Here is a 22430-nt window from a genome sequence, read left to right on the forward strand (position 1 = left end):
TTTCAATCAATTTAACATCTTTTTTTTTAGTGGTTTTTTATCTTTACAGCAATCAAAAAATTACACAATGAAACTATTAAGAATTCTTATACTTTTTATTACCGTTCAAGTCTCTGCACAACAAGGCGGCATGTGGATTCCTTCTCTTTTAGAAGGCATGAATGAAGATGAAATGCAAAGTTTAGGCAGCAAACTATCTGCCAAAGATATTTATGATGTTAACAAATCTAGCCTTAAAGATGCTATAGTGCATTTTAATGGTGGTTGTACTGGAGAAATTATTTCTGACAAGGGATTATTATTAACAAATCACCACTGTGGTTTTAGTCAAATACAATCACATTCTTCTTTAGAAAACGATTATTTAAAAGATGGTTTCTGGGCAATGAATCTTGATGAAGAACTTCCAAACGAAGGTTTATTTGTAGAATTTATTGTTCGTATAGAAGATGTTACTAGCCAAGTTCTTGCTGGTATCACAGAAACTATGACAGAAAAAGAAAAGCAATCTCAAATAGACAAAAACAGTAACACGTTACAAACTGAAGTTAAAAAAGAAACGTGGCAAGACACAAAAGTTAAGTCTTTTTACAAAGGAAACCAGTACTTTTTATTTGTAACAGAACGCTATGAAGACATTCGTTTAGTAGGTGCGCCACCAAGTAGTATTGGTAAATTTGGTAGTGATACAGACAACTGGGTTTTTCCTAGACATACTGGAGATTTTTCAATGTTTAGAATTTATGCTGATAAAAATAACCGTCCGGCAAAATACAGCAAAGATAACGTGCCTTACAAACCAAAGCACTTTTTACCAATTTCTTTAGATGGTGTTGACGAAGGAGATTTCACCATGGTTTTTGGTTTTCCAGGTCGTACAGACGAATATTTACCAGCCGTAGCTATAGAGCATATAACAACAGAATACAACCCAAGCAATATTGCTATTCGTGAAGCTGCTTTAAAAGTTATTGATGCGGGCATGAAAGCTAGTGATGATGTTCGTATAAAATACGCTTCAAAACAAGCGCGTATTGCCAATGCATGGAAAAAATGGATTGGAGAAAATCTTGGTATAAAGAAAAGTGATGCTGTTGCTGAACGCCGTGCTTTTGAAGCTTCTTTTACAAAAGCTTTAAAAGAAAAAGGTCTTGAATCAAAGTATGGACATATTCTTCCAGAGTTTGATAAACTTTATAAAGATTTTGCAAGCATTAATATAAAACGTAGAAACTTTATTGAGGTGTTCTTGGTAACAAACGAGTTAATGCAAATGACTTTTAGAACCTACCAAGTAGAACAAGGTTTAAAACAAAACCCTGACAATCTAGAAAAGAACAAAACGTACATTACAAACCTTTTAAAAGGTGTACATAAAGATTATGATGTAAATGTAGATAAAGGTGTTTTTGAAGCTGTTATGCCGCTTTACAAAAAAAACAATATAGATCCTACAATCTATGATAAAACAGCTTTTACAAATCTTGATAGCGCCTTAAAACTATTTGATGGTTCTGCTGATGACATCATAAAAAACATAAACAACGATGCTGCTTATGCATATGCCAAGCCAATGATTGAGGAGTTTTTTAATACGATTAATTCTGAATATCAAGAAAAAAACGAACCTATTACAGCGCTTCAAACCGAATATATGACAGCGCTTATGAAAGCGTTACCAAATGCGCGCTATTTCCCTGATGCTAACAGCACACTTCGTGTTACTTACGGGCAAGTAAGAGGCTACTCTCCTAGAGATGCTGTATACTATCAACCTGTAAGCTATCTTGATGGTGTTATAGAAAAGTATGTGCCTGGTGATTATGAATTTGATGTACCACAAAAACTTCGCGATTTATATGATGCTAAAGATTACGGACAATATGCTGATAGCAATGGTAAAGTACCTGTTTGCTTTTTAGGAACCAACCACACTACTGGAGGAAACTCTGGTAGCCCTGCTATTGATGCTCATGGAAATCTTGTTGGACTGAATTTTGATCGTGTTTGGGAAGGCACTATGAGTGACATGAATTACGACCCTGAAATTTGCCGTAACATTATGGTAGATTTACGCTATGTATTATTTATAGTTGATAAATATGCTGGTGCAAAGCACTTAATTGATGAAATGAAATTAGTACATCCGAAAAAGTAATATCATTACTGAAACTTATAAAAAAAGCCTTTTAGATTTAAGAGGCTTTTTTTATTTACAACAATAACACCTTAAATAGCAAGTCTTTATTTTTAAAAAAGAATTATATTTAAAAAAACTTTCGTCATATGAGACACCTTCTATTTGTTTTTGCTCTAATTATTTCTACTCCATTTATTTTTTCGCAAACACTAAATCACACGGTTACTGATAAAGATGGTGATTTAAAATTACTAGGAAAAGTAGATGAAAATGGTTTAAAAAAAGCCCCTTTTGCTGAGTGGTTTAATAAATATCATGACAACTACTTAATAAACACCGCTATTACTAAACAACTAAAAGACTCCTTAAACCAATATCAAATAAAAGTGTTTTTTGGAAGTTGGTGCGGTGATAGCAAACGAGAACTACCTAAATTTTATAAAATTTTAGAATCTATAAAGTTCCCAGAAAATCAACTAGAAGTTATTGCTGTTGATGATACTGAAGAAGCTTACAAACAAAGCCCAAATCATGAAGAGAAAGGCTACAACATACATCGTGTACCCACATTTATCTTCATAAAAGACAATAAAGAAATAAACCGTATTGTTGAGTACCCTAAAGAAACGCTAGAGCGCGATATGCTAAAAATTGTAAACAATGAGCGCTACATACCTAATTACAATGCCGCAAATTACATGTTCTATATGGTAAACGAAACACCTTTAGAAGACTTAAAATCAAACGAACAATTCTGGTCATCAAGACTTGCAGAGTTTGTTAACGGTAGTAAAGAACTAAACACACTTGGATATATCTTTTTAAGATCTAATCAAATTGAAAAAGCACTGTATATTTTTGATTTAAACACTAAAATATTTCCAAACGGATATAATGTTTATGATAGCCTTGGAGAAGCTTACTTTAAAGCTGAAAAATATACTGATGCTTTAAAAAATTACTACAAAGTCTTAAGTCTGAAACCAGATGACAAGAATGCTGTTGAAATGATTGAAAAAATTAAAACTGAAGCAGAAAAAAATAAACATTGATTGTTAACGTTTTAAAATATGATATGAAATTTATTTTTTCAACTTTTTTTTCTATTTGTAAGCTTAAGTAGTCTGGCTCAAGAAAAAGGAGCTTCTTGCGAAGTAACATTGACTAAAAAGGAGTTTTTAGAACACCGACTTCCTTTAAAGTGTTTTAAAATTTCAAATGACTCTGTTTTTAAGTCGCTTTCATACAAAATAAAGTTTCTTGGGAAACCCGCTGTAGATGTTAGTGGTGATTTTAGAATTAGTAAAGCTAGATACTATTTACAAACCGCTAAAGTTGGAGATAACATCTATATTTTTGATATTATGCTAGATAACGACAATATTGTGATACCTAAAAATATTAGTGTTACATTAAAGAAAAACTAGGTTGTTATTAAACAATCTCCATCTTCTTTAATAAAAAACTCGCATTCATATTCTGGCAAATACCTTTCTTAAGTTTATAGTCAAAAAAGAGTTCATCGTTTACAATTTGCGCATCAAAATAATAGTTCTTTACGGGCTCTAACTCTGCTTCAATATCACAAAGGCTTAAATCATGTGTTGCTATTATTCCTGTAGCGTGAGATGCTACTAACTTTTCTACAAACTTTTTTGAACCTATTGCTTTATCAGTAGAGTTTGTTCCTTTTAATATTTCGTCAAGAATAATAAAGTAAGATTCATCCTGAATAGCATCAACAATAAATTTAAGACGTGTTAGCTCTGAAAAGAAATAACTGCTATCATCAGTTAGTGAATCACTAGTTCGCATGCTAGTAATAAGCTTTATAGGCTGATAACTGCTTTTTGTAGCACAAACCGGCAAACCAACATTTGCCATAACAATATGTAGAGATACCGTTCTTAAAAACGTACTTTTTCCTGCCATATTTGCTCCTGTGATTATAAAAAACTCTTGATGATTGATTTCTAAATCACTATCAACACGTTTTGTTGCATCTAATAGCGGATGCCCAAGCGCAGTAGATTGTATTGTTATCTGTTTATCTACAATATCAGGGAAAACATATTCTGGATGATTAAACGCAAAATTCCCTAATGAGTTATAGGCATCAAAAAATGTTACTACTTCAAACCATTTTGCTACGGTTTGTTTATAAGCAACTATCCATTGTTCTACGTTGTAGCTGTTTTTTATATCAGTAAGAAATAATCCATTTCCAAAAATAGCCGATATAAGATTATTCCTATTATCTAAAGCATCTAAATGCTTTGAAAATTTGCTAAAAATATGTGAAGCTTTTTCTTTATAGGATTGAATTTCCTTTTGCTTTTCTAGTAATAAATCTGTTGTAAAACCCTCGCTCTCTATGCTATTTAATAATGATGCATACTGCCTAAAAGTATCTTTAATCTTATCAGTTTTTGAGGCTAATTGGTTTATTTTTTTTAAATAGATTCCCGTAATGCCTAGCCCTATTAACAACCAATAACCAATAAAAGAAAATCCGATAATTTTAAAAATTGTCAACCCTAATAATATGAGTGTAATTACCCTAAACACAATAGGAAACCAGCGCATAACATTAGGTAAGAAAACCTTATAAGTTTGCAACCAATTAGTTACAGTTTTTGTAGAAACTTCAACATGAATTAACGATGCTACAGCAGAAAACATTTGCCGCCACTCTGGTTTATTTGCCAACTCTTTAATGGCTTGCTGGCGCTGTGGTATTTCTGAAATATTGTTAGCTTTTAAAGCATTGGCTAACTTATGAGTACCTTCAAAAATGCGTGTTCTATTAATAAATTGAAAAAAAGAACCTTTACCAAATAAGTCTATATCTAAACTGTAAAAGTGCTTTGGATCTTGAAACTCATTTCCTGTTGGCCTGCTATGAAAATCTCCTGATGCAATGGCAAGTTCTTCTTGGTTTAGCTTAACCAAAGCCTTGCTTATATCACGTTTATATTTGACATCTGTATACTTTGAAAGCAAATAAATAAAACTTGCTATTCCAGCTAAACCAATAATTACAGCAATTTGCCAGTAATTATAAGTTAAGTAAATAGCAAAAGCTGTTACCAAAAACACAAGTAATCTCAAAGAGCTCAAGGTTAATAGTTTTTTTTGAAAAACCTTTACCTCTGCCTGATGATGCTCTAATTGAGATGTATAAAATGTTTCAGGTTTTTGCATATTCTATAAGTTGATATCATCTAGAGTTTTAAACACTGAAATAATTGTATACACTGCATTTTGATAAAAATTAGGATGAATATTTTCATAATCATCTGTAGCCATATGATAATCCTCGTGATCTTCAACTCCAAAATATAAAAAAGGTATACCTTTTCTATAAAAAGAACCATGATCAGAAGAATACGTCCAGTTTTGAAGGCTGTCTTTTCCGTCATGACCTTGTTTTAAAGTCAAACCTTCTTTTACTTTAAAACTTGAAACAGCTTGATTTAAATTATCTTTAAATCGTGCACCAGTTACGTATAATTCATTATTATCATTTCTAGAAATCATATCTAAATTGATATTCAACTTTATACTATCAAATGGAACAATGGTATTATCTACAAAGTATTTTGATCCTCTCAATCCTAACTCTTCAGCATCAAAAGCAGCTAAAATAACCGAATGCTTTGGCGGATATTTTTTAAAATATTCTGCAAAGGCAAATAGTGCACTTATTCCTGAAGCATCATCATCTGCACCATTAAATATTTTATTATCATGAATACCTAAATGATCATGATGCGCTGAAATAACAATATAAGATTCTGGTTTTTGAGTACCTTTTATGTAACCTATAATATTTTCTGCTTTATAATTTGAAAATTTAAAACTTTGAGAGTACGAATCTGTAAGTGGTAAAACACCTAAATCTTTATAAGCTTTGCGTATATAATTTCGTGTTTTTTCAGATCCAGGCGTTCCTGTTTTTCGTCCCTCAAACTCATCTGACGATAATACTTCAACATGTTTAAGTAAAGAATCACTATCAAACCAAGATTGCTTAATAACTTTAGATTCTTTCTCAACTACAGTTTGTCCTTTGCAGCCAATAAATATAGGTAATAGCAAAAGGAACAATGGGAAAAACTTATAGTTCATTTCTTTTTAAATTTACACAAAAAATCTCAAGCGAAGACTTGAGATTTTTTTTATAATAATTAACGTAAGCATTTTACTTACAAATACTTCTATCCTTTAAAAGCCGCTTTTAAGTATTCGCGGTTCATACGAGCAATGTTTTCTAGTGAAATCCCTTTTGGACACTCCACTTCACAAGCACCTGTATTAGTACAGTTACCGAAACCTTCTTCGTCCATTTGCTTCACCATGTTTAGTACACGATCAGTTGCTTCAACTTGACCTTGTGGTAATAATGCAAACTGCGATACTTTAGCACCAACAAATAGCATGGCTGACGAGTTTTTACAACTCGCTACACAAGCACCACATCCAATACATGTTGCAGCAGCAAAGGCATCATCTGCATCGTGCTTATTTACAGGAATAGCGTTCGCATCAATCGTGTTACCAGAGGTATTTACAGAAATAAATCCTCCTGCATGTTGTACACGATCAAAAGCACTTCTATCTACAACTAAATCCTTAATTACAGGGAAAGCTGTTGCTCTAAATGGCTCTATTGTAATAGTGTCACCATCTTTAAACATACGCATATGTAACTGACATGTTGTTACACCACGATCTGGACCATGTGCTTCTCCATTGATATAAAGTGAACACATACCACAAATACCTTCACGACAGTCATGATCGAAAGCTACAGGCTGTTCACCTTGCTCAATAAGTTGTTCGTTTAAAACATCTAACATTTCAAGGAAAGACATATCTGGTGAAATATCACTTACTGGATAATCTACCATTTTTCCTTTATCGCTTGCGTTCTTCTGACGCCAAATTTTTAAGGTTAAATTCATAGTCTTTCTTATTTATACGAACGTTGTTTTAATTCAATATCTTTAAATTCCAAGTTTTCTTTATGAAGCACTGCATCTTTAGGTTCTCCTTTGTATTCCCAAGCTGCTACATACGTAAAGTTTTCGTCATCACGTTTTGCTTCACCTTTTTGAGGACCGTCTTCTTCAACAGATTCTTCTCTAAAGTGACCTCCACAAGATTCTGTTCTGTGTAAAGCATCTTTAGCAAACAATTCTCCTAATTCTAAAAAGTCTGCAACACGACCTGCTTTTGCAAGTTCTTCGTTGTATTCATCAGCTGTTCCTGGAACTTTTACATCTGCCCAGAACTCTTTACGAAGTGTTGAAATCTCTTCAATAGCTTCTTTTAATCCTTTTTCGTTACGAGACATTCCTACTTTGTTCCACATGATTTTTCCTAATTTCTTGTGGAAATAATCTACAGAATGTGATCCGTTGTTGTTGATTAAACTTGCTATTCTATCTTTTACATTTTTCTCTGCTTCTTCAAACTCTTTAGTGTCTGTAGAAATAGGCCCTGTTCTAATATCATCAGCTAAATAATCTCCAATAGTGTATGGTAATACAAAGTAACCATCAGCTAAACCTTGCATTAATGCCGAAGCACCAAGACGGTTAGCACCATGATCAGAGAAGTTAGCTTCACCAATTGCATATAATCCTGGTACGGTTGTCATTAAGTTATAATCTACCCAAATTCCTCCCATAGTATAGTGTACCGCAGGATAAATCATCATTGGTGTTTCGTATGGGTTTTGATCTACGATTTTTTCGTACATCTGGAATAAGTTACCATACTTAACTCTTACAACTTCTTGACCTAATTTTTTAACCAGAGCTGCATCGTTTTCATCTAAACCTTTAATGTGCGCTTGCTCTTTTCCGTAACGTTGAATTGCCGAAGCAAAATCTAAATAAACAGCTTCACCAGTTGCATTTACTCCGTAACCAGCATCGCAACGCTCTTTAGCTGCACGAGAAGCAACATCACGAGGTACAAGGTTACCAAACGCTGGATAACGACGCTCTAGGTAATAATCTCTATCTTCTTCAGCTATTTGTGTTGGTTTTAATTGACCAGCTCTAATAGCTTCTACATCTTTCATGTGTTTTGGTACCCAAATACGACCATCATTTCTTAAAGATTCAGACATTAACGTTAGTTTAGACTGATGATCTCCAGAAACCGGAATACATGTTGGGTGAATTTGAGTATAACAAGGGTTAGCGAAGTAAGCACCACGTTTGTGCGCTTTCCAAGCTGCAGTGACATTACTTCCCATCGCATTTGTTGATAAGAAGAATACGTTACCATAACCACCTGTTCCTAAAACAACAGCGTGCGCTGAATGTCTTTCTATTTCTCCTGTAATTAAGTTACGTGTTATAATTCCACGTGCTTTACCATCAACGATAACAACATCTAGCATTTCGTGACGGTTGTACATTTTTATTTTTCCACGACCAATTTGGCGGTTCATAGCAGAGTAAGCACCTAATAATAACTGCTGACCTGTTTGACCTGCTGCATAAAACGTACGCGATACTAATACACCACCAAAAGAACGGTTGTCTAAAAGTCCGCCATACTCACGTGCAAAAGGCACACCTTGCGCCACACATTGGTCAATAATATTTGCTGAAACCTCAGCCAAACGATATACGTTTGCTTCACGAGAACGATAATCACCACCTTTTACAGTATCGTAAAATAATCGGTATGTAGAATCACCATCACCTTGATAGTTTTTTGCTGCATTAATACCACCTTGAGCCGCAATAGAGTGCGCACGTCTTGGTGAATCTTGAAAGCAAAATGCTTTTACATTGTAGCCTAGCTCTGCTAAAGTTGCAGCAGCAGAACCACCTGCTAATCCTGTACCAACAACAATAACATCAATAAGACGCTTGTTTGCTGGGTTAACAAGATTGATATGATTTTTATAATTTGTCCATTTGTCTGCAATTGGACCTTGAGGTATTTTAGAATCTAAAGCCATATTAGATATTTTAATGTCCTGTTAAATGATGAAACAATGCAATAAAGATGAATCCTGCTGGAATACCTATTGCATAAATTTTACTAAATGTTTTCAATCCTTTTGTGTACTTGTTGTTAGCACCAACCGATTGAAATGCCGAATTAAAACCATGCAGTAAGTGCAATGCTAAAAACACAAATGCTACTACATAAGCTCCAACACGAAGTGGACTATGGAATTTTTCTACTAATTCGTGAAAGTATCTGAACTCACCATTGTGCATACCAGACATATCACCAACAATATATTTTGTATTAATCTCTGGAATCCAGAAATCAATAAAGTGAAGCACTATAAAAGCTAAAATTGCTAAACCACTCCAAATCATGTTGCGGCTCATCCAAGATGAATTTGCAGCTCCATTATTTTTAGCGTAGCTTATTTGTCTTGCTTTGTTGTTTTTAATTTCTAGTACAAAACCCATCACAAAGTGAAAGATTACACCAAAAATTAATACAGGTTGCAATAAATACTGTACAGCCCAAAATGTTCCCATAAAATGAGACACTTCGTTAAATGCGTCTGCACTAAAAACTGAAAGAATATTAATCGCAAAATGCTGTAATAAGAAAATCATAAGGAAGAGTGCCGAAAGTGCCATGGCAAATTTTCTTCCAATCGAAGAATTTAGAATTCCGCTCATTGTTGAAGTTTAGTTTTTTATCTCAACAAAGATACGCTACATTCAAATTTTAGACAAAACTCAAACGTTTTAATTGTGTATTTAGAATGATTTTAAACAAAAAGAAGAGAAACATCAGTAATTCTTCTTTAATATTTATGATAAGTTTCACTATTATCATTTTTTATACTCTATTCTATTAAGTATTTTTGAAGAAAATAAATTTTCACAATGAAATATCACCCAATAAACAACCAATTATTCATTAAAAATCGCAAAAATTTTATGGCTCAAATGAGCTCAAATAGTTTAGCCGTTTTTAATAGCAACGATATTTACCCAATAGGCGCAGATAGCACCATACCTTTTCAACAAGATCGTAACATTTTTTATTTAAGTGGCATAGATCAAGAAGAAAGTATTTTATTGTTATTTCCTGATTGCCCTAACCCAAAACACCGTGAGATTCTATTCTTAACAGAAACAAATGACCACATTGCTGTTTGGGAAGGTGAAAAACTAACCAAAGAAAAAGCCTTTGAAACCTCTGGCGTTAAAACCGTGTATTGGCTTCAAGATTTTGAAAAAATATTTAAAGAGGTTATGTCGCAATGTGACACTGTTTACATTAATACCAACGAACATTACCGTGCCAATGTTACAACTCAAACCAGAGAAGATCGTTTTAACAAATGGCTAAAAGAAAAATTCCCAGCTCATAGCGTTAAAAAGAGCAACCCTATTCTTCAACGTTTACGCTCTGTAAAAGATCAAATAGAGATTGATATCATGCAACAAGCTTGTGATATCACAGAAAAAGCATTTAGACGCGTGTTAAACTTTGTAAAACCTGGTGTTTGGGAGTTTGAAATTGAAGCAGAAATGATGCACGAATTTTTAAGAAACAGATCTAAAGGATTTGCATACACACCTATTATTGCAGCTGGAAACAATGCCAATGTATTGCACTATATTGAAAACAACCAACAATGTAAAGACGGTGATTTAATTTTGTTTGACACGGCTGCCGAATACGCCAACTACTCTAGCGATTTAAGTAGAACAATCCCTATAAATGGTCGTTTTTCTGACAGACAAAAAGCCGTTTACAATGCTGTAAACAACGTGAAAAAAGAAGCTACAAAAATGCTTGTTCCTGGTACTATTTGGGCAGATTATCATGTTGAAGTTGGAAAAATAATGACATCAGAATTACTTGGTTTAGGATTACTAGACAAAGCCGATGTTCAAAACGAAAACCCAGACTGGCCTGCGTATAAAAAATACTTCATGCACGGTACAAGCCACCATATAGGATTAGACACTCATGATTATGGCATCTTAACAGAACCAATGACCGCTAATATGGTGTTTACTGTAGAACCTGGTATTTATATCCCTGACGAAGGATTTGGTATCCGATTAGAAGATGACGTTGTAATTCAAGAACAAGGAGAACCTCTTAACTTGATGGCAAACATTCCTATTGAAGCCGATGAGATTGAAGATATCATGAACTCTTAAAAAAACAAAAAAAGAACGGCAATTTAGCCGTTCTTTTTTGTTTAACTCATCACTGTTTCTGTTTCAAAAACGTACCTATTTAGTTTACGCAATGTTTCTTGTTTATCACTTGTGTTTATTAATAACGATATGTTATTATTACTACCTCCGTAAGCAATCATTCTTACATTAACATCTTGTAATATCTGGAATAATTTTGGTGTATCAGGATGGAATACAATATTATTACCAACCAAACACACAATTGTTCTATAATCATCTATTTCAACAGTTGAGAACTTTTCTAATTCTTGCTTAATATCTACCAAGTGTTTAGTATCATCTATAGTTAAAGACACAGCTATTTCAGATGTTGTAATCATATCTATAGAGGTTTCGTACTTTTCAAAAATTTCAAATACTTTTTTCAAAAAACCATGTGCTTGTAACATACGGCCAGATTTGATTTTTATGGCAGTTATTCCATCTTTTGCTGCTATAGCTTTTATTCCTTCTCCATGAATTTCATTAGTAATCAAAGTTCCAAATGCTTCTGGCAACATAGTATTTTTCAACCTAACAGGAATATCTAAATCTCTAACAGGCATTACTGTCTGCGGATGTAAAATTTTTGCACCAAAGTATGCCAACTCTGCAGCTTCGTCAAAAGAAAGGTTTGAAATAGCGTGAGTACCTTCAACAAATCTTGGATCATTATTATGAAAACCATCAATATCTGTCCAGATTTGCACTTCTTCAGCATTAATCACAGAGCCAATAATGGTTGCTGTATAATCACTTCCACCTCGTTGCAAGTTAGCAACATCTCCTTTAGCATCTAAACAAACAAAACCTTGAGTTACATACATATCATAATCAGGAAACTCATTAATGATTCTTGTTAGATTTTGATTTATATAAAAACTATCAGGCTCGTTCATTTTATCTATTCGCATAAAATCTAATGCAGATATCAACTTTACATTGATACCTTCTTGCTGTAAAAATCTACTAAATATAAATGTAGACAGCATTTCTCCTTGAGACACAATAGAGTCATGCATAAGCTCTGAATGAGGTAACTCAATAAGTTTATTTAAATAATTAAAAACAGATTGCACATAGCATTCTGTTTCTTTATTTAAAGGATAATCTTGTAGCAAATTTAAAATAACATCTATATATTTTAAATAAAGATTGTTTACATGCTCTTTAGCCAACGAACGCTTTCCTTCCTTACATGCTAAAGAGATTTCCACTAAAGCATTTGTTGTTCCTGACATAGCAGAAAGTACTATAATTTTTTTCTCACCATCATTTACAATGTTCTTAACATGAATCATGTTTTCAATAGAGCCAACAGATGTTCCTCCAAACTTTAAAACGCGCATAGTTTATATTTTTTGAAGACAAATGTATTCTCAAAAGCTATTTTATGAATGAAAATAAAAAAATTAAACTAATTTTGCACAAATTGTTATATAGTTAACAAGTCGTTTATGAAAACAATATCAGCATGTGTTGAGGAATTACTGGTTTCTCAACCTTTTTTAGAAGAAGCATTATCTAGAAACATCATAAATTATTCTGCATTAGCTGAAGAATTAGTAACCCCTATAAGTGAAATGCTAAAAAAACCAGTAAAAACTGGAGCTATTATGATGGCTTTAAGACGCTACAATCCACCAACAGATTTAGGCAATTCTCCAAGACTGAAAAGAGTCATCAAAAACCTAGGAGATATAACAGTTCGCTCAAACTTAAGTGATTTTACGTTTCAAAATTCAAACACACTTATAAATAGCCATTCTAAAATTTTAGAGCATTTAAATACAAATAATAATATTTTTTATGCCTTTACACGAGGAATTTTAGAAAGTACCATAATAATATCCAGCTCTCAAAAAGCGTATGTTTTAGAACATTTTAAAAATGAAAAACAATTAGGGGTTAAAGAACAACTTTCAGCAATAAGCATAAGTCTTCCCAAAGGAAACTCAAAAATCACCGGATTGTACTATCAAATTTTTAAACGGTTAGCTTGGGAAGGTATTTCATTATACGAAGTGGTTTCTACCACAAATGAATTTACTGTTTTGGTAGAAGATGAATTAGTAGACAAAGCATTTTCTGTAATTAAACGCTTAAAAGGCTAACATCATGCAATATAAAAACATACACATACATTTTACAGATTCAGGAAGCGGAAAAGCTATTGTTCTTTTACATGGTTTTCTTGAAAACATAAGCATGTGGAAAAACATAGCGCCTACACTATCTAAACAATATCGTGTTATAGCAATAGATTTGTTAGGTCATGGAAAAACCGAAAGTTTGGGATATATCCACACTATGCAAGATATGGCAGAAATTGTTGAAGCTGTTTTAAATCATTTAGACATATCAAAGTCTATTATTATTGGACATTCTATGGGTGGTTATGTTGCGTTGGCTTACACTGAAAATCATTTAGAAAAAGTAGCTGGTTTGTGTTTAATGAACTCAACAGCTGAAGCAGATAGCGAAGAAAGAAAACTGAATCGCGATCGCGCCATAAAAGCCGTAAAACAAAACCATAAAACTTTTGTAAGTATGGCTGTTGCAAATTTATTTGCAACTAAAAGCCGAGAAGACTTAAACCTCGCCATAGAGTTTGTTAAAAATGAAGCCTTAAAAACACCGCTACAAGGTATTATAGCTGCTCTTGAAGGCATGAAAATAAGGCCTAATAAAACAGATTTTTTCAAAAGTGCACCTATAAAAAAATTGCTCATTCTAGGAAAAAAAGACCCTGTTTTAAATTTTGAAAACACTAAAAACCATGTAAAAAATTCAAATGTAAATATTGTAGAATTTCCCGATGGACACATGAGTCATATTGAAAATGAAAACAATTTCTTACAAGAAATAATGCATTTCATCGAAAATATATAGGTTTTTGTCGATTTATTTAAAATAAATTTTATGTTTATTACACCAAAAGTGATAAACCTATGAAACCAACCAATCAAAAACGCTTGTTTATCCCAAGACTATACTGCAATGTTTTTGGGCATGAGTATCAAGTAAGTAGAAATGTTACATATCACGTAAAGGAGTATACTTGCAAACACTGTAAACATGAAGCCACAACAAATAGTAATGGCTATTTAACAGAATTAACACCAAAATTTAGGGAGATAAACCGCATTTTAGAAAGAATTCACACAAAAAGAACCATGCGATTAAGACATGAATCTTTTTCTAATTCAGATTTAAAAATAACTGCTTAGCTAAAGTTTTTCCATCCTTGCGCTTTTAGTGGAATTTTGGTTTCTGCTCTAGTAACCAAATGAATTCCTGCGCTTTTTTCTCTCATATATCCTATAACACTAAAATTAGGGTTTGCTTTAATTTTAGGAAAATCTTCTTGAGAAATTGTAAACAATAACTCATAATCTTCACCGCCATTTAAAGCTACTGTAGTACTATCAATATTAAACTCCTCACAAGTAGAAATCACTTGAGGGTCTAATGGAATTTTATTTTCATATAAATCACAACCCGTACCACTTTGAGTACACAGGTGTAAAATCTCTGAAGATAGTCCATCACTAACATCTATCATAGATGTAGGCTTAACACCTAAATCTTTTAATAGTTTAATAATATCTTGTCTAGCTTCAGGCTTTAACTGACGCTCTACTATATATGTATAAGGTTCTAAATCTGGCTGATTATTAGGGTTTACCTTAAAAACTTCTTTTTCACGTTCAAGAACTTGTAATCCCATATATGCACCTCCTAAATCTCCAGTTACAACAAGTAAATCATTAGGTTTTGCACCGTTTCGGTAAACTTCTGTATCACTATTAATCTCACCTATAGCGGTTACAGAGATTAATAACCCTGATGTTGACGACGTAGTATCGCCTCCTATAACATCAACATTATAAATTTTTGCTGCTGTTTCAATTCCAGCATAGAGTTCTTCAAGTGCTTCTAAAGGAAACCTGTTAGATACTGCAATAGAAACAGTTACTTGAGTAGCAGTAGCATTCATTGCATAAACATCAGAAAGATTTACTATAACAGACTTATATCCTAAATGCTTCAAAGGCATATAACTCAAATCAAAATGCACACCTTCTACTAATAAATCAGTTGAAACAACAATTTTATTCTTCTTAAAATCTAAAACTGCTGCGTCATCTCCAATACCTTTAACAGTAGAGCTTTGTTTTATTTTAAAATTTTTAGTTAAATGGTCTATCAAACCAAATTCTCCTAAATCACTTAATTGTGTGCGTTGCTGGTTTTTATCTTCAATCATAATGCAAAAATAGCAAGGATGTAATAATTATTCCGACAAATTTTAAAATATCTCAAAAATGACTAGAGTATACCAATACACTTTAACACAAAATAAAACCAAAAAAATCATCAATTTTGTATTAATCTGTTAATTTTACCACATAAATTAAAGTATTTATAATAAAAAATTAAATTTTATCATAGTATGATATTTTTAGTAATCTAAAAATATCAAGCATAAAAATTCGTTATCACATATAATATCACCTCTATGTTTATCATAAAAAAAATGACTTTTAAGTTTAAATTTATTGCGCTTGTTGGCTTCATGACTCTTGCTTTATATTCGTGCAACGATGACTCACCAACAACAATTCCAACATCACCAACTCCAACTAATAATGAAACAGATACTGACGGCGATGGTTTTACAGACAACAACGATAATTGTCCTACTGTATCAAACCCTGACCAAGCAGACACAGATAATGATGGAATTGGAGATGTATGTGACGATAGCAACACACCAAACACATCACCTCTTGCACTATGCATAAATGGCATGGCAGGAAACTACCCTTGTGATGGTTATGATTTGATGGCTCATATTCCTGTTTCTGTTTTAGCAAACGAACAAGGAACTCCTCAAGGAAGTGATATTTGGGGCTGGGTTGACACTGTTACTGGCAGCGAATACGCTCTTGTAGCAACTACAAACAGCACTGCTTTTGTTGATGTTACAGATCCAATAAACCCTGTTTTTTTAGGTAGGTTAAACACATCTGCAGGCACAAGTGCTTGGCGTGATGTAAAAGTATATAACAACTATGCGTTTATAGTAGCTGATAACGTTGGTAATCACGGCATGCAAGTTTTTGACTTAACACGTTTAAGAAACGTAGCTAATCCTCCTGAAAACTTCATAGCAGATGCTTTATATTCTGGTTTTGGAAGTGCCCACAATATTGTGATTAATGAAGACTCTGGTTATGCCTTTGCTGTAGGAACATCTAGAAGTGGCACATTTGCTGGCGGTCCTCTTTTTATAAATATTCAAAATCCATTAAACCCAATTGACGAAGGTGGTTTATTTGGATACTCACATGATGCCCAAGTTGTTAATTACAATGGCCCTGATAGTGATTATGCAGGTAGAGAAATATTAATTGGTAGCAATGAAATTGAAGTTGTTATTGCTGATATTACCGATAAGTCTAACCCGATAACAATTTCAACCATTCAATATAATAATGTAGGTTACGTTCATCAAGGTTGGTTTACTGAAGATATGCGTTATTTTATTTTAGGTGACGAAACTGATGAGAGAAACTTTGGAAACAATACAAGAACTATTGTTTTTGACTTTAGTGATTTAGACAATCCTTCTTTAAAAATGGATTATTTTGGTCCAACTGCTGCTATAGACCACAATGGTTATGTAAAAGGAAATGACTACTACCAAGCAAGCTATACAGCAGGACTTCGTGTAATTGATATATCAGGCATAAGCAGCAACACTATGACAGAGCGTGGTTTTTTTGACACCTATCCAGCAAATAATAACACCAGTTTTAATGGTGCTTGGAGTGTATACCCTTATTTTCCTAGCGGAAACATTATTGTAAGTGATATAGAAAGTGGTCTTTTCATCTTAAGAGAAAGCAACTAGCATATGAAAAAAGTAAGCTTCATTTTTTTAGTTTCCCTTTTTATATTCAATTGCTCAAGTGACAGCAGTCCAAGCTTGTTACCTACAACAATTCAACAACCTGAATTTGAAGTGAGCACGTTGGGCGGTTCTAAAAATGATGCTGCTTATGCGGTAGCCTCAACTTTTGATGGCGGCTATGTCATTGCCGGATACTCACAAAGCGCTGATGGCGATATTACAGATAAAGACAATGAAAGTTTTGACTATTGGGTATTAAAATTTGATGAAGAAAATAATATACAGTGGTCTAAAACCTACGGCGGAAACAATGATGACAGAGCTAACAGCATAATACAAACACAAGATGGCGGCTACGCTGTATTAGGATATTCAACAAGCAACAACAATGATGTTTCTGAAAACTTTGGAGCTCAAGATTATTGGCTTACAAAACTAGATGCATCAGGAAATATTACCTGGCAAAAATCATATGGGTATGTTGGTGCCGATGTAGGAAACAAAATAATACAAACTAGCGACAACGGATATTTTCTCATAGGTGTACTTGATGTAACAGCTTCTGGAGGTGAAGGTAATACGCTGCAAAAAAGCTTTAGACATGCAGGCGGAGATTATTGGGCCATAAAAACAGACTCAAACGGCAACATTGAGTGGAGCAAATACTACGGTGGTTTTTTCACAGACACACCTTATGACGCTATTGAAACCAACGACAATGCATTTATAATTGTAGGATCATCAGACAGTAGCGATGTTGATATATCAAACAATGTTGGAACCTATGATTTTTGGGTGGTTAAAATCTCTAACACAGGAGAAATCATATGGGAAAAATCTTTTGGAGGCACACAAATAGACGAAGCTAGAGCCATAATAAAAACCAATGACGGTAACTATATAATTGCTGGAGATACTAGAAGCAATGACGTTCATGTATCTCAAAACAATGGAGCAGCAGATTTATGGTTGATTAAAATATCTCCAAACGGCGAACTGCTTTGGGATAAATCAATAGGTGGTTCAGATTTTGATGTCGGACGTTCCATTTCTAAAACACCAGACAACCACTTTATAGTTTCTGGTAGCTCTAGAAGCATTAATGGTGATCTTTCTGAAAACCAAGGACAAAATGATGCTTGGCTTTTAAAAATTGACAACAACGCTAACATTATCTGGCAAAAAACCATAGGCGGCTCATTAATTGATTACCTATATGATGCCATACAATTACCAAACAACACTGTAATTGCCGTTGGTGAATCTGGTAGTAATGATGGTGACTTTACAGAAAACAAAGGCTTTTCTGATCTACTAATTATAAAAACAAAATAAACATATATGAAAAAGCTATTTTTAATTATGACTGTTTGCGCGCTCTTTTTTAATTGCAGTAGTGACAATAATGTTCCATTAAATGTTTTTGAAAGCAATGTAAACCCAACATTTAACTTTACACATACATGGGATGAAACATCAGTTACCAATGATGACTTCAATACAATTTCATTCACAAATGCCAATGGAGACATGATGAGTATTGAACGTTTAAGATACTTAATATCAAACATAACATTTCACCATGAAGATGGCACACAATACGTAATACCTGATTATCTATTAGTTGATCTTAACTCTGGAGAAAACTTAACTTTTGAATCTAATTTTGATATTCCTAAAGGAAATTACACAAACGTAACATTCACATTTGGTTTTAATAATGATGACAACTACAACACTAGCTATCCTGATTTAAATTCTGCATCTTGGAATGTCCCTGATATGCTTGGCGGCGGTTATCACTATATGCAATTAGAAGGAAAATTTATTGATAATACTGATACAGAAATAGGATATCAATACCATGCCATTAGAGCTGTAAATGCAACAGGTCCTGATAACCTTGTTTTTCAAGACACCTTCTTTGAAGTAAATTTAGGAGAAACATCCATTACAAATGATATAACATTTGATATCTCAATGAATATAGCAGCATGGTTTAAAAACCCTAATCTATGGGATTTAAACAACCTGCACTCAATGATGATGCCTGATTTTGACGCTCAAGTTATGATATATAACAATGGTCAAGATGTGTTTAGCTTATCTGGTATAAACCAATAAAATGCTAAAAGGTAGACTTACATATTTATGCCTTTTTTTTGTTATCATCTTACAATCTTGTTCTGATGAAAACACTCCTGCTTACATACCACAACCAACACCTCAAGCATTAGAAATACCGCAAGTGTTTGCAGAAAACATTTTAGCCCCAATAATTCCTGCAAACAACCCTCAAACTGTTGAAGGCGTTTCATTAGGCAAAAAGCTGTTTTTTGACCCTATTTTATCAGCCAACAATACCCAAGCTTGCGCTAGCTGTCACAAACCTGAAAACGCTTTTACTGACATTGCTCAATTCAGTCAAGGCATTGATGGAATTTCAGGCATCAGAAACTCTATGCCTTTATTTAATTTAGCTTGGAATTACGATCAGAATTTCTTTTGGGATGGTCGTGTTTTTAGTCTAGAGCATCAAGCTTTAGAACCCGTAACAAACCCCATTGAAATGCACAACACATGGGAAACAGTTATTTCAAGACTACAAGAGCATGCAGAGTACCCAAGTTTATTCAACGCAGCATTTCCACAACAACCTATCACAAAAGAGTTGGTTACAAGAGCTATCGCACAATTTGAACGCACATTGATTTCGGCTAACTCTAAATTTGACAAGTATCTACTTGGTGAAGCAGAGCTAACTCCACAAGAACAAAATGGATTAAATGTGTTTATGGACGAAGAACGAGGCGATTGTTTTCATTGTCATGGTAATCCTAATAATCCTTTATGGACAGATAATATTTTTCACAATAACGGACTGGACGCAACCTTTTCTGATAATGGACTTGGTGACGTTACCGGCGATCCAGCAGACAATGGAAAATTTAGATCACCTTCTTTAAGAAATTTAGCATATTCTGCACCATATATGCATGATGGCAGATTTGCAACGCTAGATGAAGTCATAAATCACTACAGTGAAGGGCTTCAAAACTCTCCAACCATTGATCCTTTAATGAAAAAAGTAAACCAAGGAGGCGTTCAATTATCACCTCAAGACAAAGCTGACTTAAAAGCTTTTTTACTAGCACTTTCTGACCCTTCTTTTATAAATAATCCGGCATTCAGCATACCATAATAAAATGCTATCATAGTATTTATTAATATAATGTTAGGTTATATGGTAATCCATGACTTATATTGTATATTTGCAGTCTATTTAGAGATAATCTATTTAATTATGATAAAAGTATCTGAAACAGCTAAAAAGAAAGTTGTTGAATTAATGACCGAAGATGGTTTTAATTCTACAACAGATTTTATTCGTGTAGGCGTTAAAAGCGGTGGTTGCTCTGGGTTATCTTACGATTTAAAGTTTGATAAAGAACAACAAGACGACGATAAAGTTTTTGAAGACAATGGTGTAAAAATCATTGTAGACAAAAAGAGTTTTTTGTATCTAATAGGTACAACATTAGAATATTCAGGAGGTTTAAACGGAACAGGCTTTGTGTTTAATAACCCTAATGCGAATAGAACTTGTGGTTGTGGCGAATCATTTTCGTTATAACCATCCTAAATTCCCTAAAAAGGAAGACTTTTAAAAATTATAAAATCGAAGAATGAGTAAGTATACTGAAGACGATTTAAGAGAAGAATTAAAAACTAAAGAATACGAGTACGGTTTTTATACCGATATACAATCAGAAACATTTCCTGTTGGGTTAAATGAAGATATCGTTCGTGCCATTTCTAAAAAGAAAGAAGAACCTGAATGGATGACTGAATGGCGTTTAGAATCTTTTAGAATCTGGCAAGAAATGATAGAACCAGACTGGGCAAACGTAAATTACGAAAAGCCAGATTTTCAAGCTATATCTTACTATTCTGCTCCAAACAGCAAACCAAAATATGACAGTTTAGACGAGGTTGACCCTGAATTATTAGACACATTTAATAAACTTGGTATATCTCTAGACGAGCAAAAAAAGCTTGCAGGTGTTGCTATGGATGTCGTTGTCGACTCTGTATCTGTTGCTACAACATTCAAAAAGACATTAGCTGAAAAAGGCATTATTTTCTGTTCTATATCTGAAGCTATCAAAGAACACCCTGAACTTGTAAGAAAACACATTGGTACTGTTGTGCCACAAAAAGACAACTTTTACGCTGCATTAAACTCTGCCGTATTTAGTGATGGTAGTTTTTGCTACATCCCAAAAGGTGTAAAATGCCCTATGGAATTATCAACATACTTCCGTATTAACCAAGCAGGAACAGGCCAATTTGAAAGAACACTTGTTGTTGCTGACGAAGGAAGTTATGTAAGTTACCTTGAAGGCTGTACAGCACCAAGCCGTGATGAAAACCAATTACACGCCGCAGTTGTAGAATTAATTGCTCTTGATGATGCCGAGATAAAATATTCTACAGTACAAAACTGGTTCCCAGGAAATGCCGAAGGTAAAGGTGGTGTTTACAACTTTGTAACCAAACGTGGTTTATGCGAGAAAAACGCTAAAATTTCTTGGACACAAGTTGAAACAGGTTCAGCAGTTACTTGGAAATACCCAAGTTGCGTTTTAAAAGGCGATAATTCAGTAGGTGAATTTTACTCTATTGCAGTAACTAATAATTATCAACAAGCTGATACCGGTACCAAAATGATTCATTTAGGTAAAAACACAAAATCTACTATTATTTCAAAAGGTATTTCAGCAGGAAAATCTCAAAACAGTTACCGTGGTTTGGTTCAAATAAACTCCAGAGCCGAAAACGCTCGTAACTTTTCACAATGTGATAGTTTATTAATGGGTAATGAATGCGGAGCGCACACATTTCCTTATATAGAAGCAAAAAACAAAACAGCACAAATAGAACACGAAGCTACGACTAGTAAAATTGGTGAAGACCAAATTTTTTACTGTAACCAACGTGGTATTGATACTGAAAAAGCCATTGCGCTAATTGTAAATGGTTTTAGTAAAGACGTATTAAACAAACTCCCTATGGAGTTTGCTGTTGAAGCTCAAAAGCTTTTAGAAATAAGTTTAGAAGGTTCTGTAGGTTAGAGAGTAAACTTATTTTGATTAAAAATATAAGTTGAATA

20 protein-coding genes are annotated in these 22430 nt (G+C 33.6%); 13 read left to right on the forward strand and 7 right to left on the reverse strand.

Annotated features, from left to right (window positions below):
* Positions 1-67: 67 nt before the first annotated feature.
* From ACN5J3_RS05795 to ACN5J3_RS05805, 3 genes are all read left to right on the forward strand, one after another.
* Positions 68-2158: a S46 family peptidase gene (locus ACN5J3_RS05795; RefSeq protein ID WP_418511090.1), complete on the forward strand. Its 2091-nt coding sequence runs from the start codon at positions 68-70 to the stop codon at positions 2156-2158.
* A gap of 128 nt (positions 2159-2286) precedes the next feature.
* Positions 2287-3192: a thioredoxin family protein gene (locus tag ACN5J3_RS05800; RefSeq protein ID WP_418511091.1), complete on the forward strand. Its 906-nt coding sequence runs from the start codon at positions 2287-2289 to the stop codon at positions 3190-3192.
* Positions 3193-3300: 108 nt separating this feature from the next.
* The gene (locus tag ACN5J3_RS05805) at positions 3301-3567 is read left to right on the forward strand and encodes a hypothetical protein (protein ID WP_418511092.1); all 267 of its coding nucleotides are present in this window, start codon (positions 3301-3303) and stop codon (positions 3565-3567) included.
* 7 nt (positions 3568-3574) lie between these two features.
* Here the strand turns inward: ACN5J3_RS05805 and ACN5J3_RS05810 are convergent, their stop codons facing one another.
* From ACN5J3_RS05810 to ACN5J3_RS05830, 5 genes are all read right to left on the reverse strand, one after another.
* Positions 3575-5344, reverse strand: a complete 1770-nt coding sequence (locus ACN5J3_RS05810) for a MutS-related protein (protein ID WP_418511093.1) — start codon at positions 5342-5344, stop codon at positions 3575-3577.
* Between the two features lie 3 nt (positions 5345-5347).
* The gene (locus ACN5J3_RS05815; protein ID WP_418508628.1) at positions 5348-6271 is read right to left on the reverse strand and encodes a M28 family peptidase; all 924 of its coding nucleotides are present in this window, start codon (positions 6269-6271) and stop codon (positions 5348-5350) included.
* Positions 6272-6360: 89 nt separating this feature from the next.
* Positions 6361-7107 (reverse strand): succinate dehydrogenase/fumarate reductase iron-sulfur subunit, encoded by a 747-nt coding sequence (locus ACN5J3_RS05820; RefSeq protein WP_129759902.1) that lies wholly within the window; start codon positions 7105-7107, stop codon positions 6361-6363.
* Positions 7108-7115: 8 nt separating this feature from the next.
* The gene (locus ACN5J3_RS05825) at positions 7116-9128 is read right to left on the reverse strand and encodes a fumarate reductase/succinate dehydrogenase flavoprotein subunit (protein ID WP_418511095.1); all 2013 of its coding nucleotides are present in this window, start codon (positions 9126-9128) and stop codon (positions 7116-7118) included.
* Positions 9129-9138: 10 nt separating this feature from the next.
* Positions 9139-9813, reverse strand: a complete 675-nt coding sequence (locus tag ACN5J3_RS05830) for a succinate dehydrogenase cytochrome b subunit (protein ID WP_129759904.1) — start codon at positions 9811-9813, stop codon at positions 9139-9141.
* 210 nt (positions 9814-10023) lie between these two features.
* On the opposite strand from ACN5J3_RS05830, the gene ACN5J3_RS05835 reads away from it, so the two are divergent.
* Entirely contained in the window at positions 10024-11316 is a 1293-nt protein-coding gene (locus ACN5J3_RS05835) for an aminopeptidase P family protein (protein WP_418511096.1), read from the forward strand.
* Positions 11317-11357: 41 nt separating this feature from the next.
* On the opposite strand, the gene ACN5J3_RS05840 is transcribed toward ACN5J3_RS05835, so the two are convergent.
* The gene (locus ACN5J3_RS05840; protein ID WP_418511098.1) at positions 11358-12686 is read right to left on the reverse strand and encodes an aspartate kinase; all 1329 of its coding nucleotides are present in this window, start codon (positions 12684-12686) and stop codon (positions 11358-11360) included.
* A gap of 108 nt (positions 12687-12794) precedes the next feature.
* Here ACN5J3_RS05840 and ACN5J3_RS05845 point away from each other — a divergent pair, with 108 nt between their 5' ends.
* Genes ACN5J3_RS05845 through ACN5J3_RS05855 form a run of 3 tightly spaced genes read left to right on the forward strand, consistent with a single transcriptional unit; the run spans position 12795 to position 14567 of the window.
* Positions 12795-13451 (forward strand): hypothetical protein, encoded by a 657-nt coding sequence (locus tag ACN5J3_RS05845; RefSeq protein ID WP_418511099.1) that lies wholly within the window; start codon positions 12795-12797, stop codon positions 13449-13451.
* Between the two features lie 4 nt (positions 13452-13455).
* On the forward strand, positions 13456-14229 hold the full coding sequence (locus ACN5J3_RS05850; RefSeq protein ID WP_418511100.1) for an alpha/beta fold hydrolase: 774 nt from the start codon (positions 13456-13458) through the stop codon (positions 14227-14229).
* A gap of 59 nt (positions 14230-14288) precedes the next feature.
* Positions 14289-14567, forward strand: coding sequence for a hypothetical protein (locus tag ACN5J3_RS05855; RefSeq protein ID WP_344726557.1), 279 nt, complete (start codon positions 14289-14291; stop codon positions 14565-14567).
* Here the strand turns inward: ACN5J3_RS05855 and thiL are convergent.
* Entirely contained in the window at positions 14564-15607 is a 1044-nt protein-coding gene (gene thiL / locus ACN5J3_RS05860) for a thiamine-phosphate kinase (RefSeq protein WP_418511101.1), read from the reverse strand. The two genes, ACN5J3_RS05855 and thiL, sit on opposite strands and share 4 nt — an antisense overlap.
* Before the next feature lie 270 nt (positions 15608-15877).
* On the opposite strand from thiL, the gene ACN5J3_RS05865 reads away from it, so the two are divergent.
* The 6 genes from ACN5J3_RS05865 to sufB all read left to right on the forward strand — a co-directional run bounded on the left by ACN5J3_RS05865 (position 15878) and on the right by sufB (position 22392).
* On the forward strand, positions 15878-17257 hold the full coding sequence (locus ACN5J3_RS05865) for a choice-of-anchor B family protein (RefSeq protein ID WP_418511102.1): 1380 nt from the start codon (positions 15878-15880) through the stop codon (positions 17255-17257).
* A gap of 3 nt (positions 17258-17260) precedes the next feature.
* Entirely contained in the window at positions 17261-18592 is a 1332-nt protein-coding gene (locus ACN5J3_RS05870; protein WP_418508637.1) for a hypothetical protein, read from the forward strand.
* Between the two features lie 6 nt (positions 18593-18598).
* Positions 18599-19381, forward strand: a complete 783-nt coding sequence (locus ACN5J3_RS05875) for an MbnP family protein (protein ID WP_418511103.1) — start codon at positions 18599-18601, stop codon at positions 19379-19381.
* Position 19382: 1 nt separating this feature from the next.
* On the forward strand, positions 19383-20459 hold the full coding sequence (locus ACN5J3_RS05880; protein ID WP_418511104.1) for a cytochrome-c peroxidase: 1077 nt from the start codon (positions 19383-19385) through the stop codon (positions 20457-20459).
* 102 nt (positions 20460-20561) lie between these two features.
* The gene (locus ACN5J3_RS05885) at positions 20562-20891 is read left to right on the forward strand and encodes a HesB/IscA family protein (RefSeq protein ID WP_417290557.1); all 330 of its coding nucleotides are present in this window, start codon (positions 20562-20564) and stop codon (positions 20889-20891) included.
* 52 nt (positions 20892-20943) lie between these two features.
* A complete protein-coding gene (gene sufB / locus ACN5J3_RS05890) occupies positions 20944-22392 on the forward strand; it encodes a Fe-S cluster assembly protein SufB (RefSeq protein WP_418508640.1) in 1449 nt (482 codons plus the stop codon).
* Positions 22393-22430 lie beyond the last annotated feature (38 nt).

Source organism: Corallibacter sp. (assembly GCF_048381695.1).
GTDB classification, from domain to species: domain Bacteria; phylum Bacteroidota; class Bacteroidia; order Flavobacteriales; family Flavobacteriaceae; genus Corallibacter; species Corallibacter vietnamensis.

What these genes read in the sequence shown, in the direction of transcription:
- ACN5J3_RS05795 (WP_418511090.1), top strand. Translation starts at nt 68, where the DNA reads ATGAAACTATTAAGAATTCTTATACTTTTTATTACCGTTCAAGTCTCT.
- ACN5J3_RS05800 (WP_418511091.1), top strand. Translation starts at nt 2,287, where the DNA reads ATGAGACACCTTCTATTTGTTTTTGCTCTAATTATTTCTACTCCATTT.
- ACN5J3_RS05810 (WP_418511093.1), bottom strand. Translation starts at nt 5,344, where the DNA reads ATGCAAAAACCTGAAACATTTTATACATCTCAATTAGAGCATCATCAG.
- ACN5J3_RS05815 (WP_418508628.1), bottom strand. Translation starts at nt 6,271, where the DNA reads ATGAACTATAAGTTTTTCCCATTGTTCCTTTTGCTATTACCTATATTT.
- ACN5J3_RS05820 (WP_129759902.1), bottom strand. Translation starts at nt 7,107, where the DNA reads ATGAATTTAACCTTAAAAATTTGGCGTCAGAAGAACGCAAGCGATAAA.
- ACN5J3_RS05825 (WP_418511095.1), bottom strand. Translation starts at nt 9,128, where the DNA reads ATGGCTTTAGATTCTAAAATACCTCAAGGTCCAATTGCAGACAAATGG.
- ACN5J3_RS05830 (WP_129759904.1), bottom strand. Translation starts at nt 9,813, where the DNA reads ATGAGCGGAATTCTAAATTCTTCGATTGGAAGAAAATTTGCCATGGCA.
- ACN5J3_RS05835 (WP_418511096.1), top strand. Translation starts at nt 10,024, where the DNA reads ATGAAATATCACCCAATAAACAACCAATTATTCATTAAAAATCGCAAA.
- ACN5J3_RS05840 (WP_418511098.1), bottom strand. Translation starts at nt 12,686, where the DNA reads ATGCGCGTTTTAAAGTTTGGAGGAACATCTGTTGGCTCTATTGAAAAC.
- ACN5J3_RS05845 (WP_418511099.1), top strand. Translation starts at nt 12,795, where the DNA reads ATGAAAACAATATCAGCATGTGTTGAGGAATTACTGGTTTCTCAACCT.
- ACN5J3_RS05850 (WP_418511100.1), top strand. Translation starts at nt 13,456, where the DNA reads ATGCAATATAAAAACATACACATACATTTTACAGATTCAGGAAGCGGA.
- ACN5J3_RS05855 (WP_344726557.1), top strand. Translation starts at nt 14,289, where the DNA reads ATGAAACCAACCAATCAAAAACGCTTGTTTATCCCAAGACTATACTGC.
- thiL (WP_418511101.1), bottom strand. Translation starts at nt 15,607, where the DNA reads ATGATTGAAGATAAAAACCAGCAACGCACACAATTAAGTGATTTAGGA.
- ACN5J3_RS05865 (WP_418511102.1), top strand. Translation starts at nt 15,878, where the DNA reads ATGACTTTTAAGTTTAAATTTATTGCGCTTGTTGGCTTCATGACTCTT.
- ACN5J3_RS05870 (WP_418508637.1), top strand. Translation starts at nt 17,261, where the DNA reads ATGAAAAAAGTAAGCTTCATTTTTTTAGTTTCCCTTTTTATATTCAAT.
- ACN5J3_RS05875 (WP_418511103.1), top strand. Translation starts at nt 18,599, where the DNA reads ATGAAAAAGCTATTTTTAATTATGACTGTTTGCGCGCTCTTTTTTAAT.
- ACN5J3_RS05880 (WP_418511104.1), top strand. Translation starts at nt 19,383, where the DNA reads ATGCTAAAAGGTAGACTTACATATTTATGCCTTTTTTTTGTTATCATC.
- ACN5J3_RS05885 (WP_417290557.1), top strand. Translation starts at nt 20,562, where the DNA reads ATGATAAAAGTATCTGAAACAGCTAAAAAGAAAGTTGTTGAATTAATG.
- sufB (WP_418508640.1), top strand. Translation starts at nt 20,944, where the DNA reads ATGAGTAAGTATACTGAAGACGATTTAAGAGAAGAATTAAAAACTAAA.